Annotated in this window: 19 protein-coding genes; 8 read left to right on the top strand and 11 right to left on the bottom strand. The window is 65.1% G+C overall.

From position 1 onward, the window contains the following. Positions 1–55: 55 nt before the first annotated feature. The 3 genes from IVB45_RS07470 to IVB45_RS07460 all read right to left on the bottom strand — a co-directional run bounded on the left by IVB45_RS07470 (position 56) and on the right by IVB45_RS07460 (position 5365). On the bottom strand, positions 56–1009 hold the full coding sequence (locus IVB45_RS07470) for a DUF6492 family protein (protein ID WP_027568169.1): 954 nt from the start codon (positions 1007–1009) through the stop codon (positions 56–58). Between the two features lie 95 nt (positions 1010–1104). Beyond that, positions 1105–1899 (bottom strand): rRNA adenine N-6-methyltransferase family protein, encoded by a 795-nt coding sequence (locus IVB45_RS07465; protein WP_247357219.1) that lies wholly within the window; start codon positions 1897–1899, stop codon positions 1105–1107. A gap of 1 nt (position 1900) precedes the next feature. Further along, positions 1901–5365, bottom strand: coding sequence for an AAA family ATPase (locus IVB45_RS07460; RefSeq protein WP_247357220.1), 3465 nt, complete (start codon positions 5363–5365; stop codon positions 1901–1903). A 142-nt stretch (positions 5366–5507) separates the two neighbouring features. Between IVB45_RS07460 and IVB45_RS07455 the strand changes: the two genes are divergently transcribed. The 4 genes from IVB45_RS07455 (at position 5508) to IVB45_RS07440 (ending at position 14229) form a co-directional block, all read left to right on the top strand. Next, positions 5508–11963 (top strand): non-ribosomal peptide synthetase, encoded by a 6456-nt coding sequence (locus IVB45_RS07455; protein WP_247357221.1) that lies wholly within the window; start codon positions 5508–5510, stop codon positions 11961–11963. 141 nt (positions 11964–12104) lie between these two features. After that, positions 12105–12275: a hypothetical protein gene (locus IVB45_RS07450; protein WP_162847227.1), complete on the top strand. Its 171-nt coding sequence runs from the start codon at positions 12105–12107 to the stop codon at positions 12273–12275. 245 nt (positions 12276–12520) lie between these two features. Beyond that, positions 12521–13252 (top strand): 4'-phosphopantetheinyl transferase superfamily protein, encoded by a 732-nt coding sequence (locus IVB45_RS07445; protein WP_247357222.1) that lies wholly within the window; start codon positions 12521–12523, stop codon positions 13250–13252. Continuing rightward, positions 13249–14229 carry an LLM class flavin-dependent oxidoreductase gene (locus tag IVB45_RS07440; RefSeq protein ID WP_247357223.1) on the top strand — a complete coding sequence of 327 codons (981 nt, stop codon included), beginning with the start codon at positions 13249–13251 and terminating at the stop codon, positions 14227–14229. Before IVB45_RS07445 ends, IVB45_RS07440 begins: the two co-directional genes overlap by 4 nt. Before the next feature lie 138 nt (positions 14230–14367). Here IVB45_RS07440 and IVB45_RS07435 read toward each other — a convergent pair whose 3' ends face one another. From IVB45_RS07435 to IVB45_RS07425, 3 genes are all read right to left on the bottom strand, one after another. After that, a complete protein-coding gene (locus tag IVB45_RS07435; RefSeq protein WP_247357224.1) occupies positions 14368–15393 on the bottom strand; it encodes a histone deacetylase family protein in 1026 nt (341 codons plus the stop codon). A 126-nt stretch (positions 15394–15519) separates the two neighbouring features. Next, on the bottom strand, positions 15520–16461 hold the full coding sequence (locus IVB45_RS07430) for an SMP-30/gluconolactonase/LRE family protein (RefSeq protein WP_247357225.1): 942 nt from the start codon (positions 16459–16461) through the stop codon (positions 15520–15522). Beyond that, positions 16418–18490 carry a PQQ-dependent sugar dehydrogenase gene (locus tag IVB45_RS07425; RefSeq protein WP_247357226.1) on the bottom strand — a complete coding sequence of 691 codons (2073 nt, stop codon included), beginning with the start codon at positions 18488–18490 and terminating at the stop codon, positions 16418–16420. The genes IVB45_RS07430 and IVB45_RS07425 overlap by 44 nt, the downstream gene beginning before the upstream one ends. A 206-nt stretch (positions 18491–18696) precedes the next feature. Here IVB45_RS07425 and IVB45_RS07420 point away from each other — a divergent pair, with 206 nt between their 5' ends. From IVB45_RS07420 to IVB45_RS07410, 3 genes are all read left to right on the top strand, one after another. Further along, the gene (locus IVB45_RS07420) at positions 18697–18930 is read left to right on the top strand and encodes a hypothetical protein (RefSeq protein WP_007606355.1); all 234 of its coding nucleotides are present in this window, start codon (positions 18697–18699) and stop codon (positions 18928–18930) included. Positions 18931–18939: 9 nt separating this feature from the next. Then, positions 18940–19116 (top strand): hypothetical protein, encoded by a 177-nt coding sequence (locus IVB45_RS07415; RefSeq protein ID WP_247357227.1) that lies wholly within the window; start codon positions 18940–18942, stop codon positions 19114–19116. Between the two features lie 270 nt (positions 19117–19386). After that, positions 19387–20976, top strand: a complete 1590-nt coding sequence (locus IVB45_RS07410; protein WP_247357228.1) for a gamma-glutamyltransferase — start codon at positions 19387–19389, stop codon at positions 20974–20976. 2 nt (positions 20977–20978) lie between these two features. Here the strand turns inward: IVB45_RS07410 and IVB45_RS07405 are convergent, their stop codons facing one another. The 4 genes from IVB45_RS07405 to IVB45_RS07390 are packed head-to-tail and all read right to left on the bottom strand — an operon-like array spanning position 20979 to position 24449. Beyond that, positions 20979–22265 (bottom strand): FAD-binding oxidoreductase, encoded by a 1287-nt coding sequence (locus tag IVB45_RS07405; protein ID WP_247357229.1) that lies wholly within the window; start codon positions 22263–22265, stop codon positions 20979–20981. A 12-nt stretch (positions 22266–22277) separates the two neighbouring features. Continuing rightward, positions 22278–23009, bottom strand: coding sequence for an amino acid ABC transporter ATP-binding protein (locus tag IVB45_RS07400; RefSeq protein ID WP_247357230.1), 732 nt, complete (start codon positions 23007–23009; stop codon positions 22278–22280). Continuing rightward, the gene (locus tag IVB45_RS07395; protein WP_007600584.1) at positions 23006–23659 is read right to left on the bottom strand and encodes an amino acid ABC transporter permease; all 654 of its coding nucleotides are present in this window, start codon (positions 23657–23659) and stop codon (positions 23006–23008) included. Before IVB45_RS07395 ends, IVB45_RS07400 begins: the two co-directional genes overlap by 4 nt. Positions 23660–23690: 31 nt before the next feature. Further along, positions 23691–24449 (bottom strand): ABC transporter substrate-binding protein, encoded by a 759-nt coding sequence (locus tag IVB45_RS07390; protein ID WP_247357231.1) that lies wholly within the window; start codon positions 24447–24449, stop codon positions 23691–23693. 180 nt (positions 24450–24629) lie between these two features. Between IVB45_RS07390 and IVB45_RS07385 the strand changes: the two genes are divergently transcribed. Next, entirely contained in the window at positions 24630–25274 is a 645-nt protein-coding gene (locus IVB45_RS07385; RefSeq protein ID WP_247357232.1) for an XRE family transcriptional regulator, read from the top strand. Between the two features lie 107 nt (positions 25275–25381). Here the strand turns inward: IVB45_RS07385 and IVB45_RS07380 are convergent, their stop codons facing one another. After that, positions 25382–26647, bottom strand: coding sequence for a D-amino acid dehydrogenase (locus IVB45_RS07380; RefSeq protein ID WP_247357233.1), 1266 nt, complete (start codon positions 26645–26647; stop codon positions 25382–25384). Positions 26648–26683 lie beyond the last annotated feature (36 nt).

Below are 26683 nucleotides of genomic sequence, written 5' to 3'. Positions count from 1 at the left end.
TTATTTTGAGCATGATCTTTTCGGAAAACCGCTGCACACTTTTCCGGATCATGCCCTAGCGCGTCTTCGTCGGTGCTTCGAACTCAACCGCATCGCCCATGTGATCGGGCGAAAGGCTCGGACTACGACGGTCGCGCGAGCTGAGGCGGAACACGTCGCGGATGTCGTCGATCGAGGTCGACGAATAGGACTGGATGCACAGCGCCACCTGGTCGGGCGAAGCGGCGCGCATCATCGCTTCGATGGCCGGGCGGTCGAGGCGCGTGTCATCCCAATGCGAGACCGCGATGCTATCCTCGGTGACCCGATGAGTGGCCAGATGCGCGGGCGCGTTCGCGACGAAATGGCCGTACATGAGATATTCCGAGAACTTCTTTTTCCGGCACAGCGCCAGAACCCAGTTCAATCCCGTCGCCGACTTGATCGCGTCGGTCATCGCGCGCGCGGTGTCCTTGTCCCACACCAGTGCGTTGCCGACATAGTCGTCCGCGGGGAAGGACCTTTCCTTGATGCCAAGGAGCTGATCGACGGTGCGGAGCCACAGGACATGCAAGGGGTGGGCGGCGTCGATCCCGTTGCGCGTGACGAACAGCGGCGTCTTCTCGCCGCCGGCATACTGGCCGACGTCGAATTCGCGGAAGAACAGATTGTCCGAATCCAGGATGCAGACGCGCTGCTCGGGCGCGTTGAGGACGCCGGCGATCTTGAGGATCTGCTGGATGTGCCAGCCATGAACGGGTGACGACAGCAGCGACAGCCAGACGCGCCGTTTGCTGATGAACTGCAGAGCCGGCGGCAGCGCCCACAGCCATTTCGGCAAGTAGCGCGAGGCCGGAACGATGACACGCTTGTCGGAAGCGAACCGCGCGAACAGCGGCAGATCCTCATCGTTAACGAGAACATAATGCCGCGTGTAGCCCGTCAACCAGGTGTCGATGCTCTCGCTGAGCAGCGAAAAACGCTCGATATCCTTGGCGTAGCTGGCGGTCAGCAGGGCAACGGAATGCATGGCGCGCGCTCGTATGGCGATCAGGCCGTACTCATAGCGGCGCCGAGGCGCGTTGAATACTTACATTCGCAATCAAGGTAAAATGAAACGAAGCATTAGCCATCCGACGGCAGCCCCTGCTCGATGCCGCGAAAGCGCAGCGGCGCCAGCGCGGAGGCGCGCTGCCACCAGTCGGCGACGCGGTCGTCGAGCGCGGTCACGCCTCGACCCTGACCGGGGAAGATCCGGATCTGCTGCACCGCCTCGGCTTCGAACCCCTTGCCCTTGCGGGTGATCTTGAGCGCGGCGCCTTCGCGGTCCCGCTGGGTCAGCGGCACCAGAAGCCGGCCGCGCGGACGAATCGACCGAAGCCAGAGCGGATGCGGCTGCGAGAAGCCGGCATGAACGATGATCACGTCGGCGGGTTCGCCGATGTCCTCGCATCCGTCGCCATGGACGACCGCGACGTTGCGATAGGCGCCAAGATAGGTCGCGGCGCGCGCCGCAAGCCGCTCGTCGCATTCGATTGCCTGCACCCTGCCCTTGGGGCCCACGATCTTCGACAGCACGGCCGAGAAATAGCCGAGCCCGCAGCCGATCTGGACCACACGGTCTTTCTCCCCGACGTCGAGCACATCGATGAAGTGCGCCCACAGGCTCGGCAGTCCGGTGTCGAGCTTGCGGCGCGCATCGATCGCGACCAGCACATTGTCCTGGAGATGAACGGGATCGGCATCCGGCGTCAGCCGATAGAAGCGCGCCGCCTCGCTCTTGATGCGCCAGGGTCCCTTCGCCAGAAACTTTTCGCGCGGAACGGTGGCGAGGGCTTCTAGCAGGCGCATTGAGGAGATCTGCTCGCGCTTTGCGATCAGCTCCACGTAACGCGCACGCGCGGCGGCAAGATCACTCATCTCACGGGATCGACTGTGCACGAACAGGCGCGTCCGCGCCGAGCTCGTCGATCAGTTGCATCGCCTGTTTCAGGTCCGGCGTGGAAAAGCCCTCGCTGAACCTGCCGACGATCGGTACGAGCAGGAGACGAGCGTGCTCGCGCTTGCCGGCTTGGTGCGACAGGCGCGCGAGGCTGACGGCGGTGCGAAGCTCCCACGACAGCGCGCCCTGCTTGCGCGCGATCTCCAGCGACAGGTTGAACAGGTCCTCGGCCTCCTGCACCGAGGCCGGATCCCCGTCCAAGAGCGTGATCTCGCCTTGCAGGCGGTAGACTTCGGCGAGGTAGGAGTGATCGCCGGTCCGTCTTGCGGTCGCGAGCGCACCGTCCAGCGCGCGCAAGGCGGCATCGCGCATCCCGACCTTGGCGTAGGCCTCCGCGAGCAGGCAGCGGAACCAGCAGCCGGCGAGCCAGGAATCCATCGCTTCGTATTCGTCGAGACCGAACCGCATCTGACTGAGGCCTTCGTCGGCCTCGCCGAGCTGCGCCAGCGCCCAGCCGCGCAGGATCGCGGCCTGCTGCTTCCAGTGCAGGAAATTGTGCTCGGTGGCGATGATCATGGCGCGGTTGGCGTGGTCGCGCGTGCCCTCGACATCGCGCAAATGCTGACAGAGATAGGCGCCGAACACGAGCGCGAAGGCTAGCGTGAAGGGGTGGCGGATCTTCTCGGCGTTCGCGATCGCCTGCTCGCTGTGCTGCCGCGCCGCGTCGGGCCGGCCGAGGAACCACAAGAGGTAGCCGAGATAGGACAGCGAGACGACGCCGGGATCGGTGCCGTGCCGCTCCATCAGATCGGAGTGCAGATCGGGGCTGTAGAGGTTGATGCAGCGATGCAGATGGTGCTGGGACACAGCAAAGCGCCCGCGATAGAGCATGGTCATCGCGATCGAGCGATGCGCCTCGATCAGATAGCCGGTCTGCTGTGCCGGCAGCGTTCCCTCGTTCAGCCGCTCGCGCTTGGCGAACTTCAACAGCTCGACGCTGAGATCGTGCGCGCGGGTCAGATCGGCGCGGATGAAATGACAGACCCAGAGCCCGCGCGTGGCGGCGAAGGCCTTTTCGTCGTCGTCGAGCTGCTGGCCGAGCTCGAGGGCGCGGACGTAGTTCTCCTCGACCTCCTGCACGGCATAGCCCTTGGCGGCGATCAGCGCGTTGCCGAGCGCGATGCGCAGCTCCAGCTCCATCTCGTCGGCGCCCTGCATGCGCGCATTGGCCTGCACGACGCTGAGGCCGCGGCGCAGATGGCCAATCGCCTCCAGATTGGCGCCGCTCTTGGCCGCCTGCTTGCCGGCCTTGAGCCAGAAGCTGGCAGCGCCCTCGCTCTGGCCGGATTCGGTCAAATGATGGGCAAGCAGCTCCGGTTCGCGCTCGGTCTTCTCGGGATACATCTCGGCGAGCACCTGGGCGATCCGGGAATGCAGCTTGCGTCGCTCGCTGTGCAGCAAGCTCGCATGCGCTGCGTTCTGGATCATCACGTGCTTGAAGGAGTAGAGCGCGTCGGGCGGGTGGCCGCGGCGCATGATCAGCCCGGCCTCCTCCAGGTGATTGAGCGCGGCCTCGATCTGTTCGGCGGGCGTGTTGGCGACCGCGTGCAGAGTCTCGTAGGAGAATTCGCGGCCGATGGTGGCGCCGATCTGCGCGATCCGCTTGAACGGCCCCATCCGGTCCAGCCGCGCCATCAGCGAGTCCGTCAGCGTCGCCGGGATCGCGAGCTGCCGCCACGGGCCCGACAGCACGTAGCGCCCGTGCCGTTCGGTCAGGAGGTTGGATTCGAGCACCGTCTTGGTCAGCTCCTCCAGGAACAACGGCACGCCGTCGGTCTTGACGATGATTTCCTCGATGACTTCCTTGGGAAGCTCGCGTCCCGCCACGCGTTCGACCAGCGTCGCGCGCAACTGCCGGCTCAACCGGCTCAGGACCAGGGTCGTGATATGCGAGTGGGCGTTCCAGCTCGGCTGGAATTCGGTCCGCGCGGTGATGATGACCAGGATTGCCCGGTTCTGTGCCCGGTCTACCAGGAGATCGATCACCTCACGGGACGTCGGGTCGATCCAGTGCAGATCCTCGAATGCGATCACCAGCGGCTGCTCGCGCGCAAGGCCGAGGAAATGATTGACCAGCGCCGCGACGGTCGCATCCTTTTGCTGCTGCGGCGACAGCTCCAGCGGCGGATAGTGGTCACCGGTCGGAATGGACAACAGCGCGGCAAGCAGCGGAGCAACCTGCTCGATGTCGCCATGAGCGGCAGCGATCGCGGTCTCCAGGCTCGCCAGCGACTGCACGGACGCATCCTCGCGATCGAGACCGAGAGAGAATTTGAGCTGCTCGGCGAACGGATAGAACGCCGTGGAGGTGTAATAGGGCGAGCACTGGAACGAGACCTGTCCATGGCGGTCGCCCGCGATCCGCTCGAAGATTTCCTGGATGATGCGCGACTTGCCGATGCCGGGCTCGCCGAACTTGACCACGACCTGGCCCTCGCCGTCCTTGGCCTGCTGCCAGCGCCCCATCAGCAGCGCAATCTCCTCCTCGCGGTTGACGAGCGGGGTCAGCCGCGTGCCCATCGCGGCGGCGAAGCGGGTCTCCACCCGCGAGGCGCGCATCACATGCCAGGCCTGGGCTTTCTCCGAGATGCCCTTGAGCGCGTGGACGCCGAGATCGCGGTAGTCGAACTTCCCCTTCAACAGCGACTGGGTCGACGTGGAAATCACCACACCGTTGGGCGGCGCCAGGCCTTGCAGGCGCGCGGCGAGATTGACGGTTTCTCCGACCGCGGAGTCGCGCTCTTCGGTGCCCTGTCCGACGAGGTCGCCAACCACGACGAGACCGGTCGCGATGCCGATGCGGACGGCGGGTGAGTGGCTGAGCGCACCACGCGGCTCGATCGCGCGGGCGGTCGACAACACCCGGACGATTTCCAGCCCCGCTCGCACGGCGCGCTCGGCGTCGTCCTCATGTGCGGTCGGATAGCCGAAATAGACCAAAATACCGTCCCCGACGAAGCGGGCGGCAAAACCTTCGTAATGCTTCACCACGCGGACACAGGTTTCGCGGAAGCTCGCGATCATGTCGCGCACGTCTTCCGGATCGAACTGCACCGAGAGCGAGGTGGAATCCACCATGTCGCAGAACATGGTGGTGAGCTGACGCCGCTCCGCGCCGACCTCCGTCCGGATTTGCGGGCGCGCCGTCCCGTCGGGCTTCTCCGCGGTTTCGGCCCGGAACAACGCGGTCATGGCCCGCTGGAGCCGCTTCCGATCGCCGAGTGGCAATCCGAGCTCGACCAGATCGGATTCGGTCAGGTCTCCCATGACATCGAGATCGAGACGGTGCTCCGCGAAGAGATCGGTATAATGGCTAAGACCGATACCATCGAGCCAGCGCTTCAGCCCGCCTTCCGTTCCCGTGCCCGGCTCATTCTCCAGCATGGTGATTCCGCCCGACCAATCACTCCGTCGAAGGGCTCAGGGCCCCGCAACCACAGATTTTGGGGCCAAAACTTCACCTCAGACTGGACGCGTTCCCTAACTTCTTGGAAGAATAGCCCAATCGGATCAAAAGGGAACGGAATTGTCGGACGTCACACGCCCAACGCCGCAGGAATTGGCCAGCGCGACGGCCGAAACGAAGATATTCGCGGATATCGGCGGCCTTCTTGATTTCCATGCCCGCAAGAGGCCGGCAGCCCCCGCCCTCCTCGCCCCTGGCCGGCTGGTCCTCAACTACGGCGGGATTGGCGCGCGGACGCAGGATCTCGTCCGCACGCTGCGCGGGCTTGGCATTACCCCTGCCGACCGTATTGCGGTTGCGCTGCCGCGCGGTGCCGACAGCGCACTGGCGTTGATCACGGTCGCCTCGAGCTGCGCTTGCGTGCCCGTCAATCCCGATCTGACGGCGGACGAGCTGCAACGCTATTTCAGCGAATTGAAGCTGAGCGCGCTCGTCACCCGGGCCGACACGAACTCGGCGGCCCGCGATGTCGCCAAGGCGCTCAATATTGCCGTGATCGATTTCGTGCCGGGGTCGCAAGACGATCTCGGCGGCTGCACGTTCGTCGGGCCGGCGCTTGGACCGGCGAGCAGCAGCGGCGCCTCGCGCGGCGACGACGACGCGTTCATCCTGCTGACCTCGGGCACGGCGGCGCGACCGAAGATGGTGCCGCTGACGCATCGCAATGTGTGCCTCTCCGCCTACAACGCCGGCCGCGCGCTGTCGCTCGCGTCCCACGATCGTCTGCTTAACGTCCTGCCGCTGTTTCACGCCCATGGTTTGATTTCCGGCCTGCTGACGGCGCTGGCCGCGGGCTCCAGCGTGATCTGTACGGAAAGTTTCGACGCAGCCTCCTTCTTCGGCTGGATGCGGCAGCTGCAACCGACCTGGTACACGGCAGTGCCGACCATCCATCGCGCGCTGCTGACGGCGGCGGAAGCCAACCCGGATCTTGCCCGATCGTCTTCGCTGCGCGTGATCCGCTCCGCCTCGGCCTCGCTTGCGCCTGCGATCCTCGACGGGCTGGAGGCGACGTTCGGCGTTCCCGTGCTCGAAACCTACGGCATGACGGAGGCGGCTTCGCAGATCGCGGCCAATCCGTTCGAGCTGCGCAAGGTCGGATCGGTCGGCCGCGCCGCGGGCCCCGAGATCGCCATCATGGACGAGACAGGCCGCGCGCTCGCCAGCGGCGAGCACGGCGAGATCATGCTGCGCGGACCCAACATGAGCCGCAGCTACTATAATGACGAGGCGGCGACGCAGGCTGCCTTCCGCAACGGCTGGTTCCGGACCGGCGATCTCGGCTATCTCGATGCCGACGGCTATCTCTTCATCGTCGGCCGTATCAAGGACGTCATCAACCGCGGCGGACAGAAGATCTCGCCGCTGGAGGTGGAAGAGGTTCTGCTCAGCCATCCGGCGGTGCTGGAGGCCGGCGTGTTTGCCGTCCCGCACCCGAAGCTCGGCGAGAACGTCGCCGCAATCGTGGTGCTGCGGCCGAATTCCGAGCCGACCTCGGACCAGTTGCGCCAGTTCGCCCGGAAACGGCTCGCGGCCTACAAGGTGCCGAGCCTGATCCGCAGCGTGGCGACGCTGCCGAAAGGCGCCAGCGGCAAGGTCAAGCGCAATGCGCTGGCCGAGCTGATCGCAACGATGGGCGGCGGCGAGGAGGAGGCGCGTCTGCCGCGCAACGCGCTGGAGACCGAGCTCGCCGGGATCTGGGCCGATTTGCTGGAGCTGCCGCGGGTCGGAAGCGATCAGGACGTCTTCGCGCTCGGCGCCGACTCGCTCGCGGTGACGCAGATGCGCTCGCGCCTGCGCGAACGCTTCAACGTCGATTTCTCGTTCGAGGACGTTTTTGATTGCGCCACGGCCGCGGCGCTTGCGGCCCGGATCGAGACCGCCGCAATTCATCGCGAAACGATGCTGCCGGCCTGGCGCCAGGCCATGAAAGCAGACGCGCCGCTGTCGTTCCAGCAGCAGCGGATGTACGTGCTCTCGCGACTGGACCCCACGCGCTACAATTATAACGTCGTCGAAGTCGCGCTCCTCAAGGGTGGGCTCGATGTCGCCGCACTTTCTACCGGCCTCGCTGCGGTGTCGGCGCGCCATGAGGCGTTGCGGTCGGTCATCGTCGAACGTGAGGGCGAGCCGGTGCAGCTTGTGCTGCAATCGCCGCCGCAGTTCGAGCGGATCAAGCTCAAGGCCTGCCCTGCGGACAAGCGGGCCGCTGTGGTCAGGCGCGAAGCGCTCCGGCTCGCGCAACATCCGTTCGACCTCGCGCACGAGGCGCCGCTGAAGGTCACGTTGCTCTCGTTCGACAAGAGCAGCCACGCGCTCGTGGTCAACGTCCATCATCTCGTCACCGACGGCTGGTCGCAGCGGCTGTTCTGGGAAGAACTCGCCGCCCATTATTCGGCAGCGCGCAACAACGAGGTGGCGGCACTGCCTTCGCCAGCCTTCCAGTACCGCGACTTTGCGCTCTGGCAGCAGAGCTGGGCGCAGACGCCGGCCGCCAAGGAGCAGCTCGATTACTGGCGGACGCAGCTCGACGGCGTCACCACACTGCCGCTGCGGACCGACCGACCAAGGCCGGAGGTCTGGAGCGGCCACGGTGCCCGTCACTATCTCGAATTCTCCAAAACCCTGTCGGCCGACCTGCGTGCGCTGAGCCAGAACCAGGGCGTCACGCCCTTCATGACCTTGCTCGCAGTGTTCCAGTGCCTGCTGTTCCGCCACACCGGACACGAGGATGTCGCGACCGGATCGCTGATCGCCAACCGCAACCAGATCGAGAGCGAGCGCCTGATCGGATTGTTCGCCAACACCCTGATCCTGCGCAATGATTTTGGCGGCGATCCGAGCTTCGGCGACATGTTGCGCCGGGTACGGCAGGTCACGCTCGATGCCTATCGCAACCAGGACCTCCCGATCGAAGAGGTCCTGCGCGCGCTTCAGATCGCGCGAAGGACCGACGGCAATCCGCTGTTCCGGATCATGTTCATCCTCCAGAATGCCTCGATCGAGGCGGCATCTTTCTCCGGTCTGTCGACGCGGCGGATCGAGATCGATCCAAAAGTGGCGCGATTCGACATCACGCTCGAACTGGTCGAGGCCGACGGCCGTTTCACCGGCTTCTTCGAATACGCCACCGATCTGTTCGACGCGGCGACGATCGAGGGCATGGCCGCTCAGTTCAAAACCCTGCTCAAATCCGTCATCGCCGATCCCGAGCAGCGCATCTCTCACTTGGCGCTTCTGACCGAGACCGAACGCCGGCAGCTGCTGGCGCAGGGCCGGGGCGTGCCGGCCAATTTCGCCACGCGCGGCAATCCGAGCGAACGTTTCGACCGCCAGGTCAAGAAGACGCCGAACGCGATCGCCGTGTCGGACGGCCGCACATCCGTGAGCTACCGCGAGCTGGCGCGCCGCAGCCAGGCGGCCGCGCGCTGGCTGGCCCGCGAAGGCGTCGGCGCCGAGGCCGTGGTCGCCTTGCTTGCGGAGCGCGGACCCGACCTGCTCGCGGCGATGATCGCCGTGCAACGCGTGGGCGCTGCCTTCCTCAATCTCGATCCCGACCAGCCGCCGGCACGGCTCGCAACCATCCTCGGATCGAGCGGCGCCCGCATGCTGCTGACCGGACGGGCGCAGTCGTCCATGGCGGAGGCGCTGCTCGAACCGCTGGTCGAGCGCATTCCAATGGCCGGGCTCGAGGATGCGATCGCGCCAGCGTCGACCAATCCGGCCCGCGCGGCGCGGCGCGCGGCTTCGAGCCTTGCCTATCTCATCTACACCTCCGGGTCCTCCGGCGCGCCCAAGGGCGTCATGATCGAGCAGCGCGGGCTTTCGAACCATCTCGCCTCGCTCATCTCCGAGCTGAACCTCTCGCGCCGGGACGTGATCGCGCAGACCGCGCCGCAGAGTTTTGTCATCTCGGTATGGCAGTTCCTCGCGGGGCCCATGGTCGGCGCGCGCGTCCATGTCTGCGGTACCGCGATCGTGGAAGACCCGATTTTGCTCGCGCGCGAGATCGAGCGCGAGGGCATCACGGTGCTTGAGATCGTCCCGTCGCTTCTGCGCGTGATCCTCGATCGCATGGACGAGGCACAGGTCCGACGCGGCTTTGCGAGGCTGCGCCTTCTGATCTCGACGGGCGAGCCACTGCCGGTCGATCTCTGCAACGCCTGGTTCGCGCGCTGCCCGAAAGTGCCGCTGATCAACGCCTATGGTGCGTCGGAATGTTCCGACGACGTCTCGCTGCATCGCCTGACCAGGGCACCCACGACCACGACGAGCAACGTCCCCGTCGGCGCGCCACTGCCGAATACGCAGCTCTACGTGCTCGACGCAAGCCTGCAGCCGCAGCCGATCGGCGTGACTGGCGAGCTCTGCATCGGCGGCGCCGGTGTCGGCCGCGGCTATGTCAACGATCCCGCGCAGAACCGGCAGCGCTTCCTGCCCGACCCGTTCTCGCGCAAAGCAAGCAGCCGGCTGTACCGGACCGGCGACCTCGCCCGCCGCCGTGCCGACGGCACAATCGAATGCCTCGGTCGCGCCGACCATCAAGTCAAGGTCCGCGGCTACCGAATCGAGCTCAAGGAGATCGAGAACGCGCTTGCCGACCATCCGGATGTGCGCGCCGGCATCGTCGAACCGCGTCGCGAAGCGAGCGGCGATGTCAGGCTGATTGCCCACATCTTCGCGAGATCCGGCAGCCGGAGCAGCGCCAGCGAGCTGCGCGACTTCCTGAAGAGCCGACTGCCGGGCCATGCCATCCCGTCCGCGTTCCTGTTCCTGGACCAGGTGCCGCTCAATGCCCATGGCAAAATCGACCGGAGCGCGCTGCTTGCGCCGGCGCAGCAGGAAACCTCCGGACCGGATGCGACTGTGCCGGCGCGGCGCTTCACCGAAAAGGTGCTGTCCGACATCTGGATCGACCTGCTGAAGGTCGAGAGCCTCGGCGTGACCGACAATTTCTTCGACCTCGGCGGCCATTCGCTGCTGGCGGGCCAAGTCATGGCGCGCGTCGCCCGGGCGCTTGGCGTATCGCTGCCGATCAAGACCATCTTCGAGGCACCGACGATCGACGAGCTTGCCCGGCGGGTCGACGAGGCCGTGGCGGCAAAGCCGCGCAAGCCGGCCGCAAGTTTAGCAAGGCTGGTTGGAGCGAGCCTGGCCGAAGGCAGCCCTCCCACGCTCTCGATCGCGCAGGACCAGATGCTGCGGATCGAGCAGAATCTTTCGGGTTTGCCGCTGTTCAACCTGCCTTTCGCCTTCCGTCTTCAGGGGCCGCTGAATCTGGTCGCTCTGGCGCAGGCGATCGACGACATCGTGCGTCGACACGAATCGCTGCGGACCCATTTCGGCTGGAGCGGCGGGGAGCCCGTCAGCCACGTCGCTGCGCCCGGCGCCCTCGGCCGTGTCCTGACCATCGAGACGATCGGCGACGGTCAGCCCCACAACAACAAGCGGCGCAAGGCGTTGGAGCTCCGCAAGATCAATCTCCTGATCGAACAGGAGACCTATGCCCCGATCGACACCACGCGCGCGCCGCTGCTGCGCGCCCGGCTGTTGCGGCTCCACGATGACGATCACGTGTTGCTGCTGACTTTGCACCACGCCGTCGTCGACGGCTGGTCGATCGGCGTGCTGTTCGAGGAATTGTCCAACCGCTATGCGACGCTGGCGGGCTATCCGTCGGTGCCGCTGCCGAAACAGCCGCCGGCCTTCTCGGACGTGGCGCGCTGGCAGCGCTGGTGGTGCGGCACCGATGCCGCCCGCCGTCAGGCCGCTGAATGGACGGAGAATTTGCGCGGGGCGGCTCCTCTCTTCGAGGGCGAATCAAGGCCGGGCCCGTCCAGGGGGCACCATCCGGTCAGTTTCGAGCGTGAGCTGATCAGCCGGCTCGCGGCCTTCGCCGGCCAGCACAATTGCACGCTGTTCATGTGCCTGCTGACCGGCTTGAAAGCCCTGATGCTGGCGCGGACCGGCCGCCACGACATCTCGATCGCCACTGCCATGGCCAATCGCGCCCAGCCGGACACCGACCGGATCGTCGGCCCGTTCGAGAACACGGTGATCGTTCGCACCAAAATCACGCCGGAGCTGTCGTTCGCGCAGGCCGTGGCCCTGGTCCGCCAGAGCGTGCTTGACGCGCATGCGCGCCAGGAGCTGCCGTTCAACATCCTGGCCGACCATCTGGAGCAGGAGGGGGTCAATCCAGCCTCGCTGCTCCAGGTCTATTTCACCCTGCAAAATCCGCTGCGCCAACCGCTCGATCTGCCTGATCTCACGACAGGATCGATCGGCAACATCGCCCGCGAAGGCCAGCCGGTGCTGCCGATCGACCAGACCTGGCTGTCGCTGATGCTCAAGGAGCGGCCGACGGGAATCACCGGTTCATGCAATTACAAGAGCGAGCTGCTCGACGGCGCCACGGTCGGCCAGTGGATGGAGGATCTCGTCGCGCTGCTCGGGGCTGCTCTCGTCCAACCCAATGCGCCACTCGGCCGGCTGCTCAATCGCAGGGCGGCATGACCGGCCGCAGAGCACGGGCGAATACGGGGTCACTCGTCAAAGCTGTGAATGACCAAGTTGCATCTTGATTATTTGGCGCCATCGCGCAAGATTATTCTCGCGTTTTGATTTGGACGATTATTTTCAACAGGGGAGTTCGTTATGGGTTTCATCAAATTTACCAAGGGCACCTCGCTGAGCGACAAGGACCGCAAGGCCCTGCAGAAGTTGCTCGGCGCCGAGAAGAAGAAGCTGCAGTCCGCGCTGAAGGACGTCGACGCCAGCATTTCGATGTTGGGCGGCTCCAAGAAGTCCAAGAAGAAGAAGACGTAAGACTCGTCGGCCGGGACGCCGCACGAATCTTCAGGCTTCAGTTTTCGGGCTTCAGTTTTCAGATTTGGCCGCTCGCGTGTCGAGTTGGGGTCTCGCACAAGCTTGCGCCCGTAAACCGGCCAGCAATCGACAAGGATTCGCCTGAGTGGACCGCTAGAAGCGGTCCGCTCAGTTGATTCTTGCTCAGTTGATTCTTCCGTCATGGCAGGGGATTTGGCCCCGGCCTGACGCCATGGGCCCAATTGATGGCAGACGACAGAATTGAACTGTTTGTCGGACTGATCGAGACTTTTGACGCGCCGGATGGGGTTGATGCTTGCCGGCGCTTGCTCTCGGTCGACGAACGGGTACGTGCCGACCGCTTCATGTTCGAGCGGCACCAGCGGCAATATATTTTCGCGCACGCGATGTTGCGCCTCGCGCTCTCGCACGCCGCACCTGATGTCGCCCCCACAGACTGGTCATTTGCGGCCGGGCGTTACGGGCGGCCGTTTGTCGCATCGCCCAAGACCTCGAGCACGCTGCATTTCAGCCTGTCGCACGCCGACGGCTGCGTCGCCTGCGTCGTATCGGGGCATGAGACCGTCGGCGTCGACGTCGAGACCGTGTCGCGTCGGGTGGCGCCACTGTCGACCGCGCTTCGGTTCTTCGCGCCGGAAGAGGTCGAAACGCTGCGCGGACTGCCGGAGCCCGCTGCGACCGAGCGCTTCTTCGACTACTGGACGCTGAAGGAAGCCTATCTGAAGGCCAGAGGTTTCGGCCTCAATTTGCCGCTCGACGCCTTCGCGATGCAGGTATCGCGCGAGGCCATCGAGATCAGCTTCAAGCCCGATATCGCCGACGATCCGCAAGGCTGGCGATTCCAGCTGATCTCGCCGTCGCCCTCGCATCGTCTCGCGATCGCCGACGGCTCCCGCGCCACCGGCGGCCTTCCCATCACCCGCAATGCATGGCCGCTGCAGGAGGCGGCTGAATGACACTGCCGCGGCTGCGCGTCTTTCCCGCGATTTCGCGCAACCGCGACCCCAAGAAATATGTCGGCGAGCTGATGCGGGTGGCGCAGTTCGCCGACCGCAACGGCTTCGAAGGCATCCTGCTGTTCGAAGGCAACGACGTGTTCGTCGAGCCTTGGGCGATGGCCCAGCACATCATCGGCGAGACGACCCGATCCTCGCCGCTGATCGCCGTCAATCCGGTCTACATGCACCCGTTCACGGCAGCGAAATTCGTCTCGTCCTTTGCGCAACTCCACCGCCGCAAGGTCTATCTCAACATGATCACGGGGACGGCGGTCAGCGATCTGCAGGGGCTCGGCGACGAGCAGTCGCATGCCGATCGTTATGTCCGGCTCGGCGAATTCGTTGCGCTGATGCGCCAGCTGCTGGCAAGCCCGCGGCCGGCGACTTTCGAGGGCCGGTTCTACCGCGCAAGCAACCTGCAACTGCGGCCGCGTCTGCCGCCGGAGCTGATGCCGGAATTTCTGGTCGCAGGCCAGTCCGAGCCGGCACAGCGCGTCGCAAAGGAGACTGGCTGCATCAAGATGCAGATGCTGCCGCCCGATCTCGATCTCGGCCTCGATGTATCAGGCGTGAATTTTGGAATTTTCGCCCGCGAGGGACGCGAGGAGGCACGGCAAGCGGCAAAAGCGCGTTTCCGCGATAATGCTGACGATCGCGAGCTGCTCGTGCTCACGGTGGAGAACAGCGATTCCGTGTGGAAACGGCGCCTCTACGAGGGCCAGAGCGGCGAACTCGCGGACAATGGCTATTGGCTGCTGCCGTTCCTGACCTTCCAGGCCGACTGCCCCTACCTCGTCGGCAGCTACGCGGAGATCGGCGCGAAGCTGAAGGAGTTTGCCGCCAAGGGGCTGACCACGATCATGCTCGACATGGTCGCGGACGAGACCGAGATGCAGCACGTCTGCAAGGCGCTCGCGGCGAGCGGGATGTTTTGAGTTGTTGATGAAGTCGACCTAACCATCCACATCGTCATTGCGAGCATAGCGAAGCAACCCAGAGTCCCTCCGCGCAAAGATTCTGGATTGCTTCGCTTCGCTCGCAATGACGGAGAATGATGGGCTACTCAGCGAGCATCACCGCGCCTCTTCGAATCCGGCCAGCACCGAGGTCAAATTCGCGCCGAGAATATCCGAGAGATAGCCGCCCTCCTGCACGAACACCGTCGGCAAGCCCATCTTCGCGATGGCCTGTCCGATGCGGCGGAAGCCGGGCGTAGTGACGGCGAGACCCTTCAGCGGATCGTGCTCGGAGGCGTCGAGGCCGAGCGCGATGACGAGGGCGCCGGGCGCAAAGGACTCGATCGCCTTGCGTGCGACGTCCATCGCCTGGATGTAGCCGTCATCGCCGGTGCCGATCGCCAGGGGAATGTTGAGGTTGGCGCCGAGGCCGGGACCTTCGCCGCGCTCATGCGCGTAGCCCCACACGTAAGGATAATACGCGACGGGATCGGCATGGATCGAGACCGTGTAGACGTCCGGCCGCGCGTAGAAGATGCCTTGCGTGCCGTTGCCGTGGTGGACGTCGACGTCGAGGATCACGACACGCTCGTGCCTCTGCCGCAGATGTGCTGCCGCGATCGCGCTGTTGTTGAGGAAGCAGAAGCCGCCGGCCATGTCGCGATAGGCGTGATGGCCGGGCGGCCGGCAGAGCGCATAAGTCGCATCCTCGCCGTCCATCACCATCTGTGCCGCGGTGACCGCAACGTCGGTCGCAGCGCAGGCCGCGGCCCAGGTGCCGGGGCCGATCGGCGCCGCGGTGTCGGCGGTGTGCCAGCCGAGCTTGCCGGTGATATGGGTGGGATAGGTCGCGGCATGGCGCACCGGATGGATATTGCCGATCATCTCCGGGCCGGAATCGCCGAGCGCGGTCCAGGCCTCCCAGGCCTCGCTCAGGAACGACAGATATTCGGGGCTATGGATGCGCGCACGCGGCCCCTGCCCGAATGTGTTGGGCTCGACCAGTTGATGCTTGCCGTCCTTGAGCCCCTTAAGCAGGCGGTCGGCACGCTCGGGCTGCTCGGTGGTGCGCTTGACCACGCCGCGAACCAGGAAGAATTGCGGATCGTGGCTGCGGTGCAGTTCGGTATGGACGGCTTTCACTCGAACACTCCGTGGTCGCTTTGACGGTGCCACAGATGTCTAAATCCCCTCGGCGGAGAGATGCAAGCAAGAAGAATGCCGCCCCTCTCACACCGCCCTGCGCCGCAAGCAGATCGCTCGTGAAGCTTAGCAGCGCCCGCGCTGAAGGCAGTGCTCGCGGCCCTCCTGGTCGGTGCGGAAAGCCTCGACGAAGCCGCCCTGACGCTGGGTGACGAAGATCGTCTTGCCGTCGCGGCCGCCGAAGGCAAGATTGGTCGGCTCCTTCGCCCTCAGCGCGATCTCCCGCTCGACCGCGCCATTGGCCTTCATCAACGTGATCGTGCCCTTGAGGATGCGCGCGACGTAGAGGCGGCCGTCCACGTCGGTGCGCAGGCCGTCGACGGTGTCGGGCTGAAACGCCTTGACGAGTTTTGGATTGGTGAGCTCGTTGCCGCCGACCGTGTAGGACCAGATCTGGCCGCTGCTGGATTCCCCGACATAGAGCGTCTTGTCATCAGGGCTGAGATCGATGCCGTTGGTGGTGCCCATCGCGCGCGGCGCCGACATGAGCTGTCCCTGCACCGTTCCGTCGGTTCCCTTCGCGATACGCCAGATGTGGCCTTCGCGACCTTTCCAGTTCGGATCGCTCGCGTAGATCGTGCCGTCGCGGGCGATGGTGATGTCGTTGGGCTGGTTCATCTCGTCGGAGTGAAACCAGATGGCGGGCTCGGTCGATCCCTTCGGGATCGCGAAGATGTTGTGCTTCTTGTAGTCGGCGATGAACATGGTGCCGTCGCGCGCGAAGCGGATGGCATTGCCGACGCTGCCCTCGGGCAAAGCCGTGAACGGCTCGGACACCGCGCCGCCGACAGGCAACTTGCCGATGGTGCCGGGCTTGCCGAAATTGACGACGAAGAGATTGCCGTCGAGATCGGCGGCCGGCCCTTCGATGCCGAAGGTGTATTCGCCTGATGGCGTCACCTGCACGCTTTCGAACAGTTTTGTTTCTGCTCGGGCCGGCGCCGTCGCAAGGACGAGAACAACGCTACTGCACAGGCACCAGAAATTCCTGCCGGATGTAATAGCCATCGCCGTCGCTGCACTCGCCATTCAGATAGGGATCGGCCGGCCGGAAGAAGCGGCTGAAGCCGGGTTTGTCTACAGCGTTCCTTTGTGTCACGACGACGACCTTGGCGGCCGGTATTTCGCCGCATTCCTTGTTGGTTTTGCCAAAGAACTTGCGCTGCGGCGGGCCGGACCTGATCCGCATCCGGAGGCCTGGAACCATTTTTGACACCAGCAGATCCGCCCTGTCGAGCAGGCGCGTGTAACCAGGCTCGGCATTCGGCAGGCCTTCGCCACCCGGCGGCATCAGCTTCTCCGCGCCTAACCCGCGAAGCCGCGTGCGCAACTTGCCGGAGTCGGGATCACCAGGATAGACCCAGCCATCCTGCGACAGCATGAAGCGAAGCACCGTCGCGTCCTTCTGAGCGTCCGATAGGCCCGGCTTCAGGCCGAAATCCGAGTGACAGCCGACGCAATGCTTTTCGACGAGGCCCTTGCGCAAATTGGTGAGCCGGACGCTGTTCGGCGCGTCCCTGGCCACGAAGACCGCCAGTTGATCGATCAGCGCCTGGCTCCGCATGTCGCAGGGCAACGGCGGCGGCGCATCGCCCGCGGCGCGGTCGATCCGGATCACGGTCTGGTTCTTGTCCTCGACCAGCCAGATGGCGCCGTCCTCCGCGACCGTCATGCCGACCGGGGCGCCTTGCGGCCGGGCGCCGTTGACGCGGTGCCAGCCTGCGATCAGTTCGTCGAACGGCGCGGCGGCGACGTCGCCGCCCTCGGTCTGAAAGCTGTGGGTCGGATCGGCCGCGCAGCTGACGTGATAAGACACCGGCGCCGGGACGGGCTTCGGGAAGCCGTGGTCGTCGACGTCATAGACGATGACGCGGCTGCCGGTCGGGCGATAGCCATGCAGGCTAACCAGCAGCTTGCCTTCGAGCTCCGGAAATTTCGCCCCGTGATAATAAAGCATCGCGAGCGGCGCGCCGTGCGGTGGCAGCAGCGAGAACGGCGCCTTGTAGAGAGCGTTGGCGGTGCACAGCGCTTTGTAGACCCCCGACTGCAACACGATCCTGAATTCGGGACTGGGCGTCGACAGATCGTAGCAATAAGGCCAGCCGTAATGCCTGCCCGGCTCGATCGCGTTGATCTCCTCGTTCGGCTTGAAAATATCGGGCAGGTCGCGGCCGTTCTCGCCTTGCAGGAAAGCATAGCCCGCATCGGGGAAGTTCGGATGCAGTGCCAGCGCCATCGAGTTGCGCAGGCCGCGCGCATAGACGCTGTGCGGCGGGTCGGTCTCGCCAGGCTTCAACGCCGGAAAGATACCGCCCGGGGGCGGCGTGAACAGCCAGATCGACGCCATCGCGGAAGCGCCCTCGGCCGCCGCGCAAGATCTCGTGATCGGCGCCGGCGTGATGCAGTCGTCGCTGTGCGAGCCGATGTTGACGAACAGCCGGCCGTTCTTATCAAAGACAAACTGCTTGAGTGGATGCGCGCTCTCGTCGAGCTTTGTGCCATCGGGCAATGTGACCCGGCGGCCGGGCATGTGACGGACGATGGTCTCGACCGTGTCGCGCGGATTGTCGGCGAGCGGATCGAACCGGAAGATCGTCTCCGTGCTCGAGGCATAGAGCTTCTTGTCCGGGCCGATCACGAGACCGAACGGATATTCGATTGCAGTCAGCAGCTCCTTGAACCGCTGTCCCTGGGGCGCGCGCGGGTCGAGCAACAGCAGCCGACCATCGGTATGGCCCCAGCCCGCCATGTCGGCGACCACGAACAGGTCACGACCGGGCACCTGGATGATCGAGCGCGGGAATTTCAGCCGATCCTCCTCGCTGGCGACGAGGCCGGCGCAAAATCCCGCCTTCATGTCGATCTGGATTCTGGGAAAAGCCAGATCGACACTGCCACAGGTCTCCGTGCCGATCGCATAGCCGCTCTTGCGGACCGGTTCTGATGAGCCTACCGAGGTGAGGGTCAGGAGGACCACCAAGGCGCCCGCGCATGCGCGCAGGCTTCGGCTTTCACGCCAGAATGTGAGGTGGTTCACGGCGCCTCCCGGACTTTCCGTCCAGGGTTGTTCCATGCCGTGGGAATGCCGTCCAGTTGATCAACACCCCCTTGTGATCAAACCGGCAGGGGGCTTGGCGCCGACCAATCTCCGTAGATTCCCTTACCGGGCTCGACCCGAATGTTTCGCGAAGGCTTGGAATGGTATCGGTTTGCCGTCCCAATCGCTCCCAATAGGAGACGCATATGGTCCAGGTCTATTTTCACTGCTCCAACTTGGACGGCACGCTGATCGATCGCAGCGGCACAGCCGTGACCAACCTGACCGAGGCGCGCGACCGTGCCGCCCAGATCATGAACGCGATGATCCTGACGCCCGGCGCTGAGGATTGGCGCGACTGGGTGATCCATGTCAGCGGCTCCGATGGCGAGGAGATCTTCGATCTCCCCTTCACTGCCATGCTCGGCAAGCCGCACTGAGGTGATGCCATGTTGCTCGCGTCACTGACCCTGCTCCGCCAGCCCCTGAACTTCATCGCCAGCAAATGGCAGACGCTGATGCGGGTCGCGGGCAATCCCTACCGCCCCGAGCTCCACTACATGCGCGGGCCTGGCCCGAAATGGCACGCCAAGTATCAGGCCAGCCGGCTGGATCGCGCGCGCTGAGCCCTGCGGCTCCTGCTTCCCACTGATCGGTTTCTCAATGCGTCATGCCCGGGCATAGCCGTCCGAAGGACGGCGTCGCTTCCGCTCGCCTATGTCCCGGGCATTCTCGTCTTGGCATCTACGTCTTGCCGACTGCGCCTCCCCCGCCTGTTTCACACCAGCCATGCCGCGTCGCCCTTTCGATGTTCTCGGTGGGGGCGATGTGCCATTCTTCGTGCGCTCCGCCAATTGCGGAGCTCAGCGCAACCAAGACAGCACACAGACATCATCATGCCGCACCAGTTCAGCCACGCCCAATCCGTCCGCAAGCCCGCCGTCACATCCAAAGGCGGCATCGTCGCCGCACAATCGCGGCGGGCGGCCGAAGTGGGGGCGCAAGTGCTGGCGGCGGGCGGCGACTGCGTGGATGCGATCGTCGCGACCACCTTCGCGCTCAACGTGCTGGAGCCCTGGAACAGCGGCATGGGCGGCGGCGGCGCGATGGTGCTCTACCGTGCCGCGGAAAATCGCTATGAGGTGATCGACTACGGCATGTGCGCGCCGCAAAGCCTGCGCACCGCAGACTATCCGCTCAGCGGCGAAGGCGCGGCTTCCGATCTGTTTCCCTGGCAGCGGGTCAAGGGCGACCACAATATCCACGGCCCCGGCTCCATCGCCGTGCCCGGGGTCGTCGCCGGCATGGAGGAGGCGCATCGCCGCCACGCCAGGCTGCCATGGAAAGATCTCGTCGCGCCGGCCGTCGCCCTCGCCGGTGAAGGCCTGCTGGTCGACTGGTGGACCACGCTGACGATCGCGGCATCGGCGGCCGATCTTCGGCGCTATCCGGGAAGCGCGGCCACGTTCCTGAAGGATGGCCTGCCGCCGAGCGCGCCATGGGGCATCAAGTCCGAGACGCGGCTGGCGCTGGACGCGCTGAAGGCGACACTGGCGCACCTCGCCGACGCCGGTCCGCGCGATTTCTACCAGGGCGACCTCGCCAGAAGCATCGCCTCCGACATCAAGGCCGACGGCGGCGCGCTATCGGTGGAGGACCTCGCCGCGTTCCGAGCCCATCTGCGCGATCCGCTGGCGATCCCCTATCGCGGCGGCAAGGTGTTTGCGACGCCGGAGCTGACGGCCGGACCGACCATGGCGCATGCGCTGCGCCTGTTGCAGCAGAACCTGAAGCCGGGAAGCGCGCCCGATGCAGCCGCCTACGCCGAATATGCCGCCGCGTTGCAATCGGCCTATCGCGAGCGGCTCAAGCATATGGGGGATGCCGACGGCAAGCGCTCGCTCGGCGCGGACTATCTGGCGCCCGCCTGCACCACGCATTTCTCCGTGGTCGACCGCCACGGCAACATCGCGGCGGTGACGCAGACGCTGCTGTCATCCTTCGGCTCGAAATACGTCACGCCGCACACCGGCATCGCCATGAACAACGGCATCATGTGGTTCGACCCGATGCCGGGCACCACCAACTCGCTCGCCCCAGGCAAGCGCTGTCTCACCAACTACACGCCTGTCATCGCCGAGGCCAAGGACGGCAGACGGCTCGCGGTCGGCGCCTCCGGCGGTCGCCGCATCCTGCCGTCGGTGATGCAGATCGTGTCGTTTGCGATGGATTTCGGCATGGATCTCGATGCCGCGATCCACCAACCGCGCATCGACGCCAGCGAAGGCGCGATCGTGATCGGCGATACCAGGTTGCCGGCGGACACACGCGAGACGCTCGCGGCGCGATTCGACTATGAGGAAGCGCGGGTGCAGTCCTTGCCGCAGAAGTTCGCCTGCCCGAGCGTCGTGATGCGCGACGGCGACACCAATTCCGGCGCGGTCGAGATCTTCCAGCCCTGGGCCGACGCGGTGGCGGAGGGCTGAGCTTAGATCCCCAGCCGGTCGCGCACGCGACCAGCGATCACTGCCGTCGTCACGCCAACCGGCCAGAAGGCATGCATCGGGATCGGCTTGATGCCGGTGACGGGCATGTCGATCTCGGCCTTGGCGCCGCCGATCAGACGTCGCGCGAGCTGCGCGCCCATCGCCGTCGAGAGCGCGACGCCGCGGCCGTTGCAGCCGAGTGAGATCAGGATGTTGTCCGCGGGCTCGTGCACATGTGGGTAATGATCCGCGGTGATGGCGAGCCGGCTGTTCCAGCCATGGGTCCAGGCAACGCCCTTGAGCTGCGGCCATAGCCGTTCGGCGTATCGCATGAGATAGGCGACGTCGTGCGGCGAACCGATCCAGCGCATCGGGCCGCGGCCGCCCATCAAGAGGCGGTTCTGCTGATCGATGCGGTAATAGACGGTGATGTGGCCGCTCTCGTAAAGGACGGGACGCGTCGGCATGATCGAACGGGCCACTTCGTCAGAGAGCGGGGCCGTGGCCGCGATCGAGGAAAACACCGGCACGATGGTGCGGCGAAGCGCCGGCCAGAGATCGTCGGTAAAACCGTTGGTCGCGAGCAGCACCTTGTCGGCATGCACCACCGCGCGCGGCGTCTCGATGCGCCAGCGGCTGCCTTCGCGACGGAGTGATAGTGCGGGTGTTTCGCCATACACCTTCGCGCCCGCGGAGATCGCGGCGCGCGCGAGGCCGCGGGCATAGCTGAGCGGATGCAGATCGCCGCCGCGGGTATCGAGCATGGCGCCGATGTAGCGATCCGTGCCCGTCATCTCGCGCAATTGCTCGCGATTGAGGTACGACACCGGCATGCCACGGGCGATGCACTGCTGTGCGGTTGTCTCGATCGCGGCGGCGCTCGCCTCGTTATAAGCCGCGCGCAGCGTGCCGTTCTGCCGTGCTTCGCACGGGATCTGGTAGCGGCGGATCAAATCGTGGGTGAAGTTCGTCGTGCCGTAGGAGAACGCGACCATTCGGCGGCCGAGCTCTGCGCCGAAATCGGCTTCGATCTGATCGGGGTCGTGCTTCAGTCCCGGATTGGTGTGGCCACCATTATTGCCGGACGCGCCCCAGCCCGGCTCCTGCGCCTCCAGCACCAGTGCCTCGACACCCTGCTCCGCCAGATGCAATGCGGTGGACAGCCCGGTGTAGCCGCCGCCGATAATGGCGACCGAGACCGTCTTATCGATTTCGAGCGGCGGCGTGGCCACCGGCGCAACGGCGGTGTCGGCATAGAGAGACGGCGGCAGAGGCAGGCGCGTGGTCATGGCGAAGACCGATCAGAGCGGATGCAGCACGCGGCGCAGAAAATCCTGCGTCCGCGCATGCTGCGGTTGGTTGAGCACCGATTTCGCCGGTCCCTGCTCGACGATGACGCCGCCGTCGATGAACAGCACGCGGTCGGCGACGTCGCGGGCGAAGCCCATCTCGTGGGTGACGACGACCATGGTCATGCCGTCGTCGGCGAGCTTGCGCATCACGCCGAGAACGTCGCCGACCAATTCAGGATCGAGCGCCGAGGTCGGTTCGTCGAACAGGATGGCCTTGGGCTGCATCGCCAGCGCCCGCGCGATCGCGACACGTTGCTGCTGGCCGCCGGAGAGCTGCGGCGGATGTTCGTTGGCTTTCTCAGCAAGGCCCACCTGGGCGAGCAGCGCGCGGCCACGCTCGAATGCGGAAGCGCGCGGCTCCTTCTTCACATAGAGCGGACCTTCGACCACGTTCTCCAGCACGGTCCGGTGCGGAAACAGGTTGAAGCGCTGGAACACCATCGAGACCTGGGTGCGGACTTGCATGATCGACGGCGCGTCGCGGTCGACCTTCAATCCCTCGACGCTGATCTCGCCGCGGTCGTAGCCTTCGAGACCGTTGATACAGCGCAAGATGGTGGACTTGCCGGAGCCGGAGGGGCCGACGATGCAGACCACCTCGCCCTTCTGGACGGACGCCGTGATGCCCTTGAGCACCTCGTTCTCGCCAAAGCTCTTGTGGACGTCGGTCAGCTCGATCATTTCTTGCCGGCCCGCTTCTCGAAGTGACGGACCAGCAGGATCAGCGGAATGCTCATGGTGAGATACATCAGCGCAACCATCGTAAACACGTTGGTGTTCTTGAAGGTCGAGGACGCGATCAGCTTGCCCTGAAGGGCGAGCTCGGCGACCGTGATGGTCGAGGCCTGCGAGGAATCCTTCAGCATCATGATCATGACGTTACCATAGGGCGGCAGCACGATGCGCACCGCCTGCGGCAGCACGACCCGGCGCATGGTCAGCCACCAGCCCATGCCGATCGATTGCGCCGCCTCGATCTGCCCCTTGTCGATCGCCTCGATGCCGGCGCGGAAATTTTCCGCCTGATAGGCCGAGTAGGCGATGCCGAGCCCGAGGATCGCGGCCTGCAACGCGCTGAGCGTGACGCCGAGATCGGGCATCACGAAGTAGAGGTAGAACAACAGCACGATGATCGGAATGCCGCGGATCACGTTGATCAGGCTGGCGCTGAGCAGCGACAGGACGCGGATGCCGGAGACCCGCATCATCGCCCAGACCAGGCCAAGCACCGTCGAGAGCAGCAGCGAGCCGATGGTGACGACGATCGTCAGCACGACGCCGCTCATCAGGATCGGGAAGAATTCGGCCGCGTCGTGCCAGAAGCCTTTCATCGATCAGCCTTCATCGATTGGCCGCTGGCGATCAACCCTGTGCCTTCAGGCCCCATTTATCGAGGATCTTGTCGATGGTGCCGTTGGCCTTCAGCTTGACGAGCGAGGCGTTGATCTTGCCGAGCAGCGCGGTCTCGCCCTTGCGCACGCCGATGCCGACCGAGCCGACGGTGACGGGCTTGTAGCCGTCGACCAGGCGCACCTCGGGGAAGCCGCCCTGCTTCAGATTGTAGGCGAGGATCGGATAGTCGGCGTAACCGGCCTTGAGGCGGCCGGTGTTCACGTCGCGCAGGATGTCGGGGATGGTGTCGTAGGCCTTGACGTCGGCGAACAGGCCGGACTTCTTGAGCGCGTCGACGAAGGCGGTGCCGACCTGGGCGCCGACCGTCTCACCCTTCAGATCGTCCTGGGTGGCGTAGGCCTTGGTGTCGCTCTTGGGAATCACGAGACCTTCGCCATAGGTGTAGATCGGGTCGGAGAAGTCGATGACCTCCTTGCGCGGCGCCGTGATGAACATCGCGGCCGCAATGATGTCGATCTTGCTCGATGTCAGCGACGGGATCAGCGCCGAGAACTGCATCGGCTCGATCTGCACGTTGAAGCCGGCATCCTTGCCCACTTCGGTGACGAGATCGACCATGATGCCCTGGATGCTATTGGTCTTGGTGTCGAGGAAGGTGAAGGGAATGCCTGTCGGCGTCGAGCCGACCTTCAGCACTTGCTGCGCCGAAGCCGGCGCTGCTGCGGCAATCGCGAGTGCCGCGACCGCGGCGAGACCAAAACGCTTCATCGCATCCCCCTTGGGCCCGGCCGATGGCGGCGCTCGCAGATCTCGTCATCGCAGACGTTGCGGGCCAAGCCGTTTCGGCCTATTTTCACCAGTATGAAAATTTGGTCACACTTTCGCGGCCGTTGCAAGCGGTTTTCATGCACATGAAGGAAGCGGTTTGACGTGAGCGGTGGCAAGAGAATGCGCAGGCCAGCCGGCGCAAAGCCGGCGAAGAAGGTGAAAGCCAAGGCTATCGCCAAAGCGGGCGAGCCGGCGATGGATGTCGCGGTCGGCCGCCGCATCCGCGATCTCAGGCGGATCAGGCAATTCTCGCTCGAGACGGTCGCTTCGCGCACGGAGCTGTCGATCGGCTTCCTCAGCCAGATCGAGCGCGGCCTGTCGTCGCCGTCGCTGCGCGTGCTGGCCACGCTCGCCGACGTGCTCGGCGTCGGCATCGCCGCGCTGTTCGGCGCGAGCCCGAACGCCGACGGTGCGTCAGATCAGGTCGTCACGCGCGGGCTGCAACGGCCCGAACTGAAGCTCTGGCGCACCGGCGTGTCGAAGCAATTGCTGAGCCCGGCCAGCGCCGACAACCGGCTCAATCTATTCCTGGTACATCTGGAGCCCGGCGGCTCCACCGGCGACGAACTCTACACCCATGACGGCGAAGAAGCCGGCCTCGTGCTCGAAGGCGAGATGATGCTGACGGTGGACAGCGAGACATGGTCGCTGAAGACGGGCGACAGTTTTCGGTTTGCAAGCCGGAGGCCGCACCGATTTTCAAATCCGGCCGAGGATGCCAAGGCGGTGGTGCTGTGGGTAAATTGCGTGACGGGGACGGGGTAGCGGCAGCGGTCATTGCGAGCGAAGCGAAGCAATCCAGACTCTGACTGCGGAGACACTCTGGATTGCTTCGTCGCAAGTGCTCCTCGCAATGACGGGAGGATAGAGTCTTAACCGAACCGGTACTTGTACCGGTCCACCGTCAGCGCACTCACATCAATGTCCGGCTTCTTGCCCGACAGCATGTCGGCGAGCACGCGGCCGGAGCCGCAGGACATGGTCCAGCCGAGCGTGCCGTGGCCGGTGTTGAGGTGAAGGTTGGCGTACTGCGTCGAGCCGATCACGGGCGGGCCGTCGGGCGTCATCGGGCGCAGGCCGCTCCAGAACGTTGCCTTGGAGAGATCGCCGCCGCGCGGAAACAGATCGGTCAGCGAGTGATCGAGCGTGGCGCGCCGCGCCTCGTAGAGCTGGCTCGAGAAGCCCGAGATTTCGGCGGTGCCGCCGACGCGGATGCGATTGCCGAGGCGCGTGATGGCGACCTTGTAGCTCTCGTCCATCACGGTCGATTCCGGCGCGCCGGAAGCGTCCTTGATCGGCACCGTGATTGAATAGCCCTTCACGGGATAGACCGGCAGCGAAATATCGAGCGGCGCGACCAGCCGCGACGACCAGCTTCCGAGCGCGAGCACGTAAGCGTCGGCCTGCAACATACCGGCGCTGGTCACGACGCCGCTGACGCGCCCGCCGTCGGTGACGATGCGGTCGATGCTGGTGTTGAACATGAAGCGCACGCCGAGCGCTTCGGCATGCTTGGCCAGCGCCTGCGTGAACATGTGGCAGTCGCCGGTCTCGTCCTGCGGCAAACGCAGTCCGCCCGCGAACTTCTCCTTCACGCCCGCCAGAGCCGGCTCGGCCGCGATGCAGCCCTCACGGCTGAGCACCTCGAACGGCACACCGTATTGCTTGAGCACGGCGATGTCCTCACCGGTGCCGTCGAGCTGGGCCTGATAGCGGAACAGCTGCAGCGTGCCCTGCGAGCGCTCGTCATATTGAATGCCGATGTCGCGGCGCAGGTCGCGCAGGCAATCGCGACTATATTCCGCGATCGGGATCATCCGGCTCTTGTTGATCGCGTAGCGTTCGCTGGTGCAATTGCGCAGCATCTTGAGCAGCCAGACCCACATCACGGGATCGAGCTTCGGCCGGATCACCAGCGGGCCGTGCTTCATCAGCAGCCATTTGACCGCCTTCACCGGTACGCCGGGACCGGCCCAGGGCGAGGAATAGCCGGGCGACACCTCGCCGGCATTGGCAAAGGAGGTCTCGAGCGCCGGTTCGGGCTGACGGTCGACGACCGTCACCTCATGGCCGGCACGTGCGAGGTAGTAGGCAGAGGTGACACCGATGACACCGCTGCCGAGGATCAGAACTTTCACGCTTGGTCAAACTCCCGCGGCATCACGCTCGCCGCT

Origin of the sequence: Bradyrhizobium sp. 4 (assembly GCF_023100905.1) — a bacterium.
Classification (GTDB): domain Bacteria; phylum Pseudomonadota; class Alphaproteobacteria; order Rhizobiales; family Xanthobacteraceae; genus Bradyrhizobium.
The sequence above is the reverse complement of the archived record's forward strand: the minus strand, read 5'-3'. Positions and strand labels throughout refer to the sequence as shown.

Bases quoted from the DNA above. Each gene is read 5' to 3' on its own strand.
- IVB45_RS07445 (WP_247357222.1), top strand. From the start codon at position 12,521: ATGGCAGACGACAGAATTGAACTGTTTGTCGGACTGATCGAGACTTTT.
- IVB45_RS07400 (WP_247357230.1), bottom strand. From the start codon at position 23,009: ATGATCGAGCTGACCGACGTCCACAAGAGCTTTGGCGAGAACGAGGTG.
- IVB45_RS07465 (WP_247357219.1), bottom strand. From the start codon at position 1,899: ATGAGTGATCTTGCCGCCGCGCGTGCGCGTTACGTGGAGCTGATCGCA.
- IVB45_RS07385 (WP_247357232.1), top strand. From the start codon at position 24,630: ATGCGCAGGCCAGCCGGCGCAAAGCCGGCGAAGAAGGTGAAAGCCAAG.
- IVB45_RS07415 (WP_247357227.1), top strand. From the start codon at position 18,940: ATGTTGCTCGCGTCACTGACCCTGCTCCGCCAGCCCCTGAACTTCATC.
- IVB45_RS07410 (WP_247357228.1), top strand. From the start codon at position 19,387: ATGCCGCACCAGTTCAGCCACGCCCAATCCGTCCGCAAGCCCGCCGTC.
- IVB45_RS07420 (WP_007606355.1), top strand. From the start codon at position 18,697: ATGGTCCAGGTCTATTTTCACTGCTCCAACTTGGACGGCACGCTGATC.
- IVB45_RS07405 (WP_247357229.1), bottom strand. From the start codon at position 22,265: ATGACCACGCGCCTGCCTCTGCCGCCGTCTCTCTATGCCGACACCGCC.
- IVB45_RS07460 (WP_247357220.1), bottom strand. From the start codon at position 5,365: ATGCTGGAGAATGAGCCGGGCACGGGAACGGAAGGCGGGCTGAAGCGC.
- IVB45_RS07470 (WP_027568169.1), bottom strand. From the start codon at position 1,009: ATGCATTCCGTTGCCCTGCTGACCGCCAGCTACGCCAAGGATATCGAG.
- IVB45_RS07450 (WP_162847227.1), top strand. From the start codon at position 12,105: ATGGGTTTCATCAAATTTACCAAGGGCACCTCGCTGAGCGACAAGGAC.
- IVB45_RS07430 (WP_247357225.1), bottom strand. From the start codon at position 16,461: ATGGCTATTACATCCGGCAGGAATTTCTGGTGCCTGTGCAGTAGCGTT.
- IVB45_RS07390 (WP_247357231.1), bottom strand. From the start codon at position 24,449: ATGAAGCGTTTTGGTCTCGCCGCGGTCGCGGCACTCGCGATTGCCGCA.
- IVB45_RS07395 (WP_007600584.1), bottom strand. From the start codon at position 23,659: ATGAAAGGCTTCTGGCACGACGCGGCCGAATTCTTCCCGATCCTGATG.
- IVB45_RS07440 (WP_247357223.1), top strand. From the start codon at position 13,249: ATGACACTGCCGCGGCTGCGCGTCTTTCCCGCGATTTCGCGCAACCGC.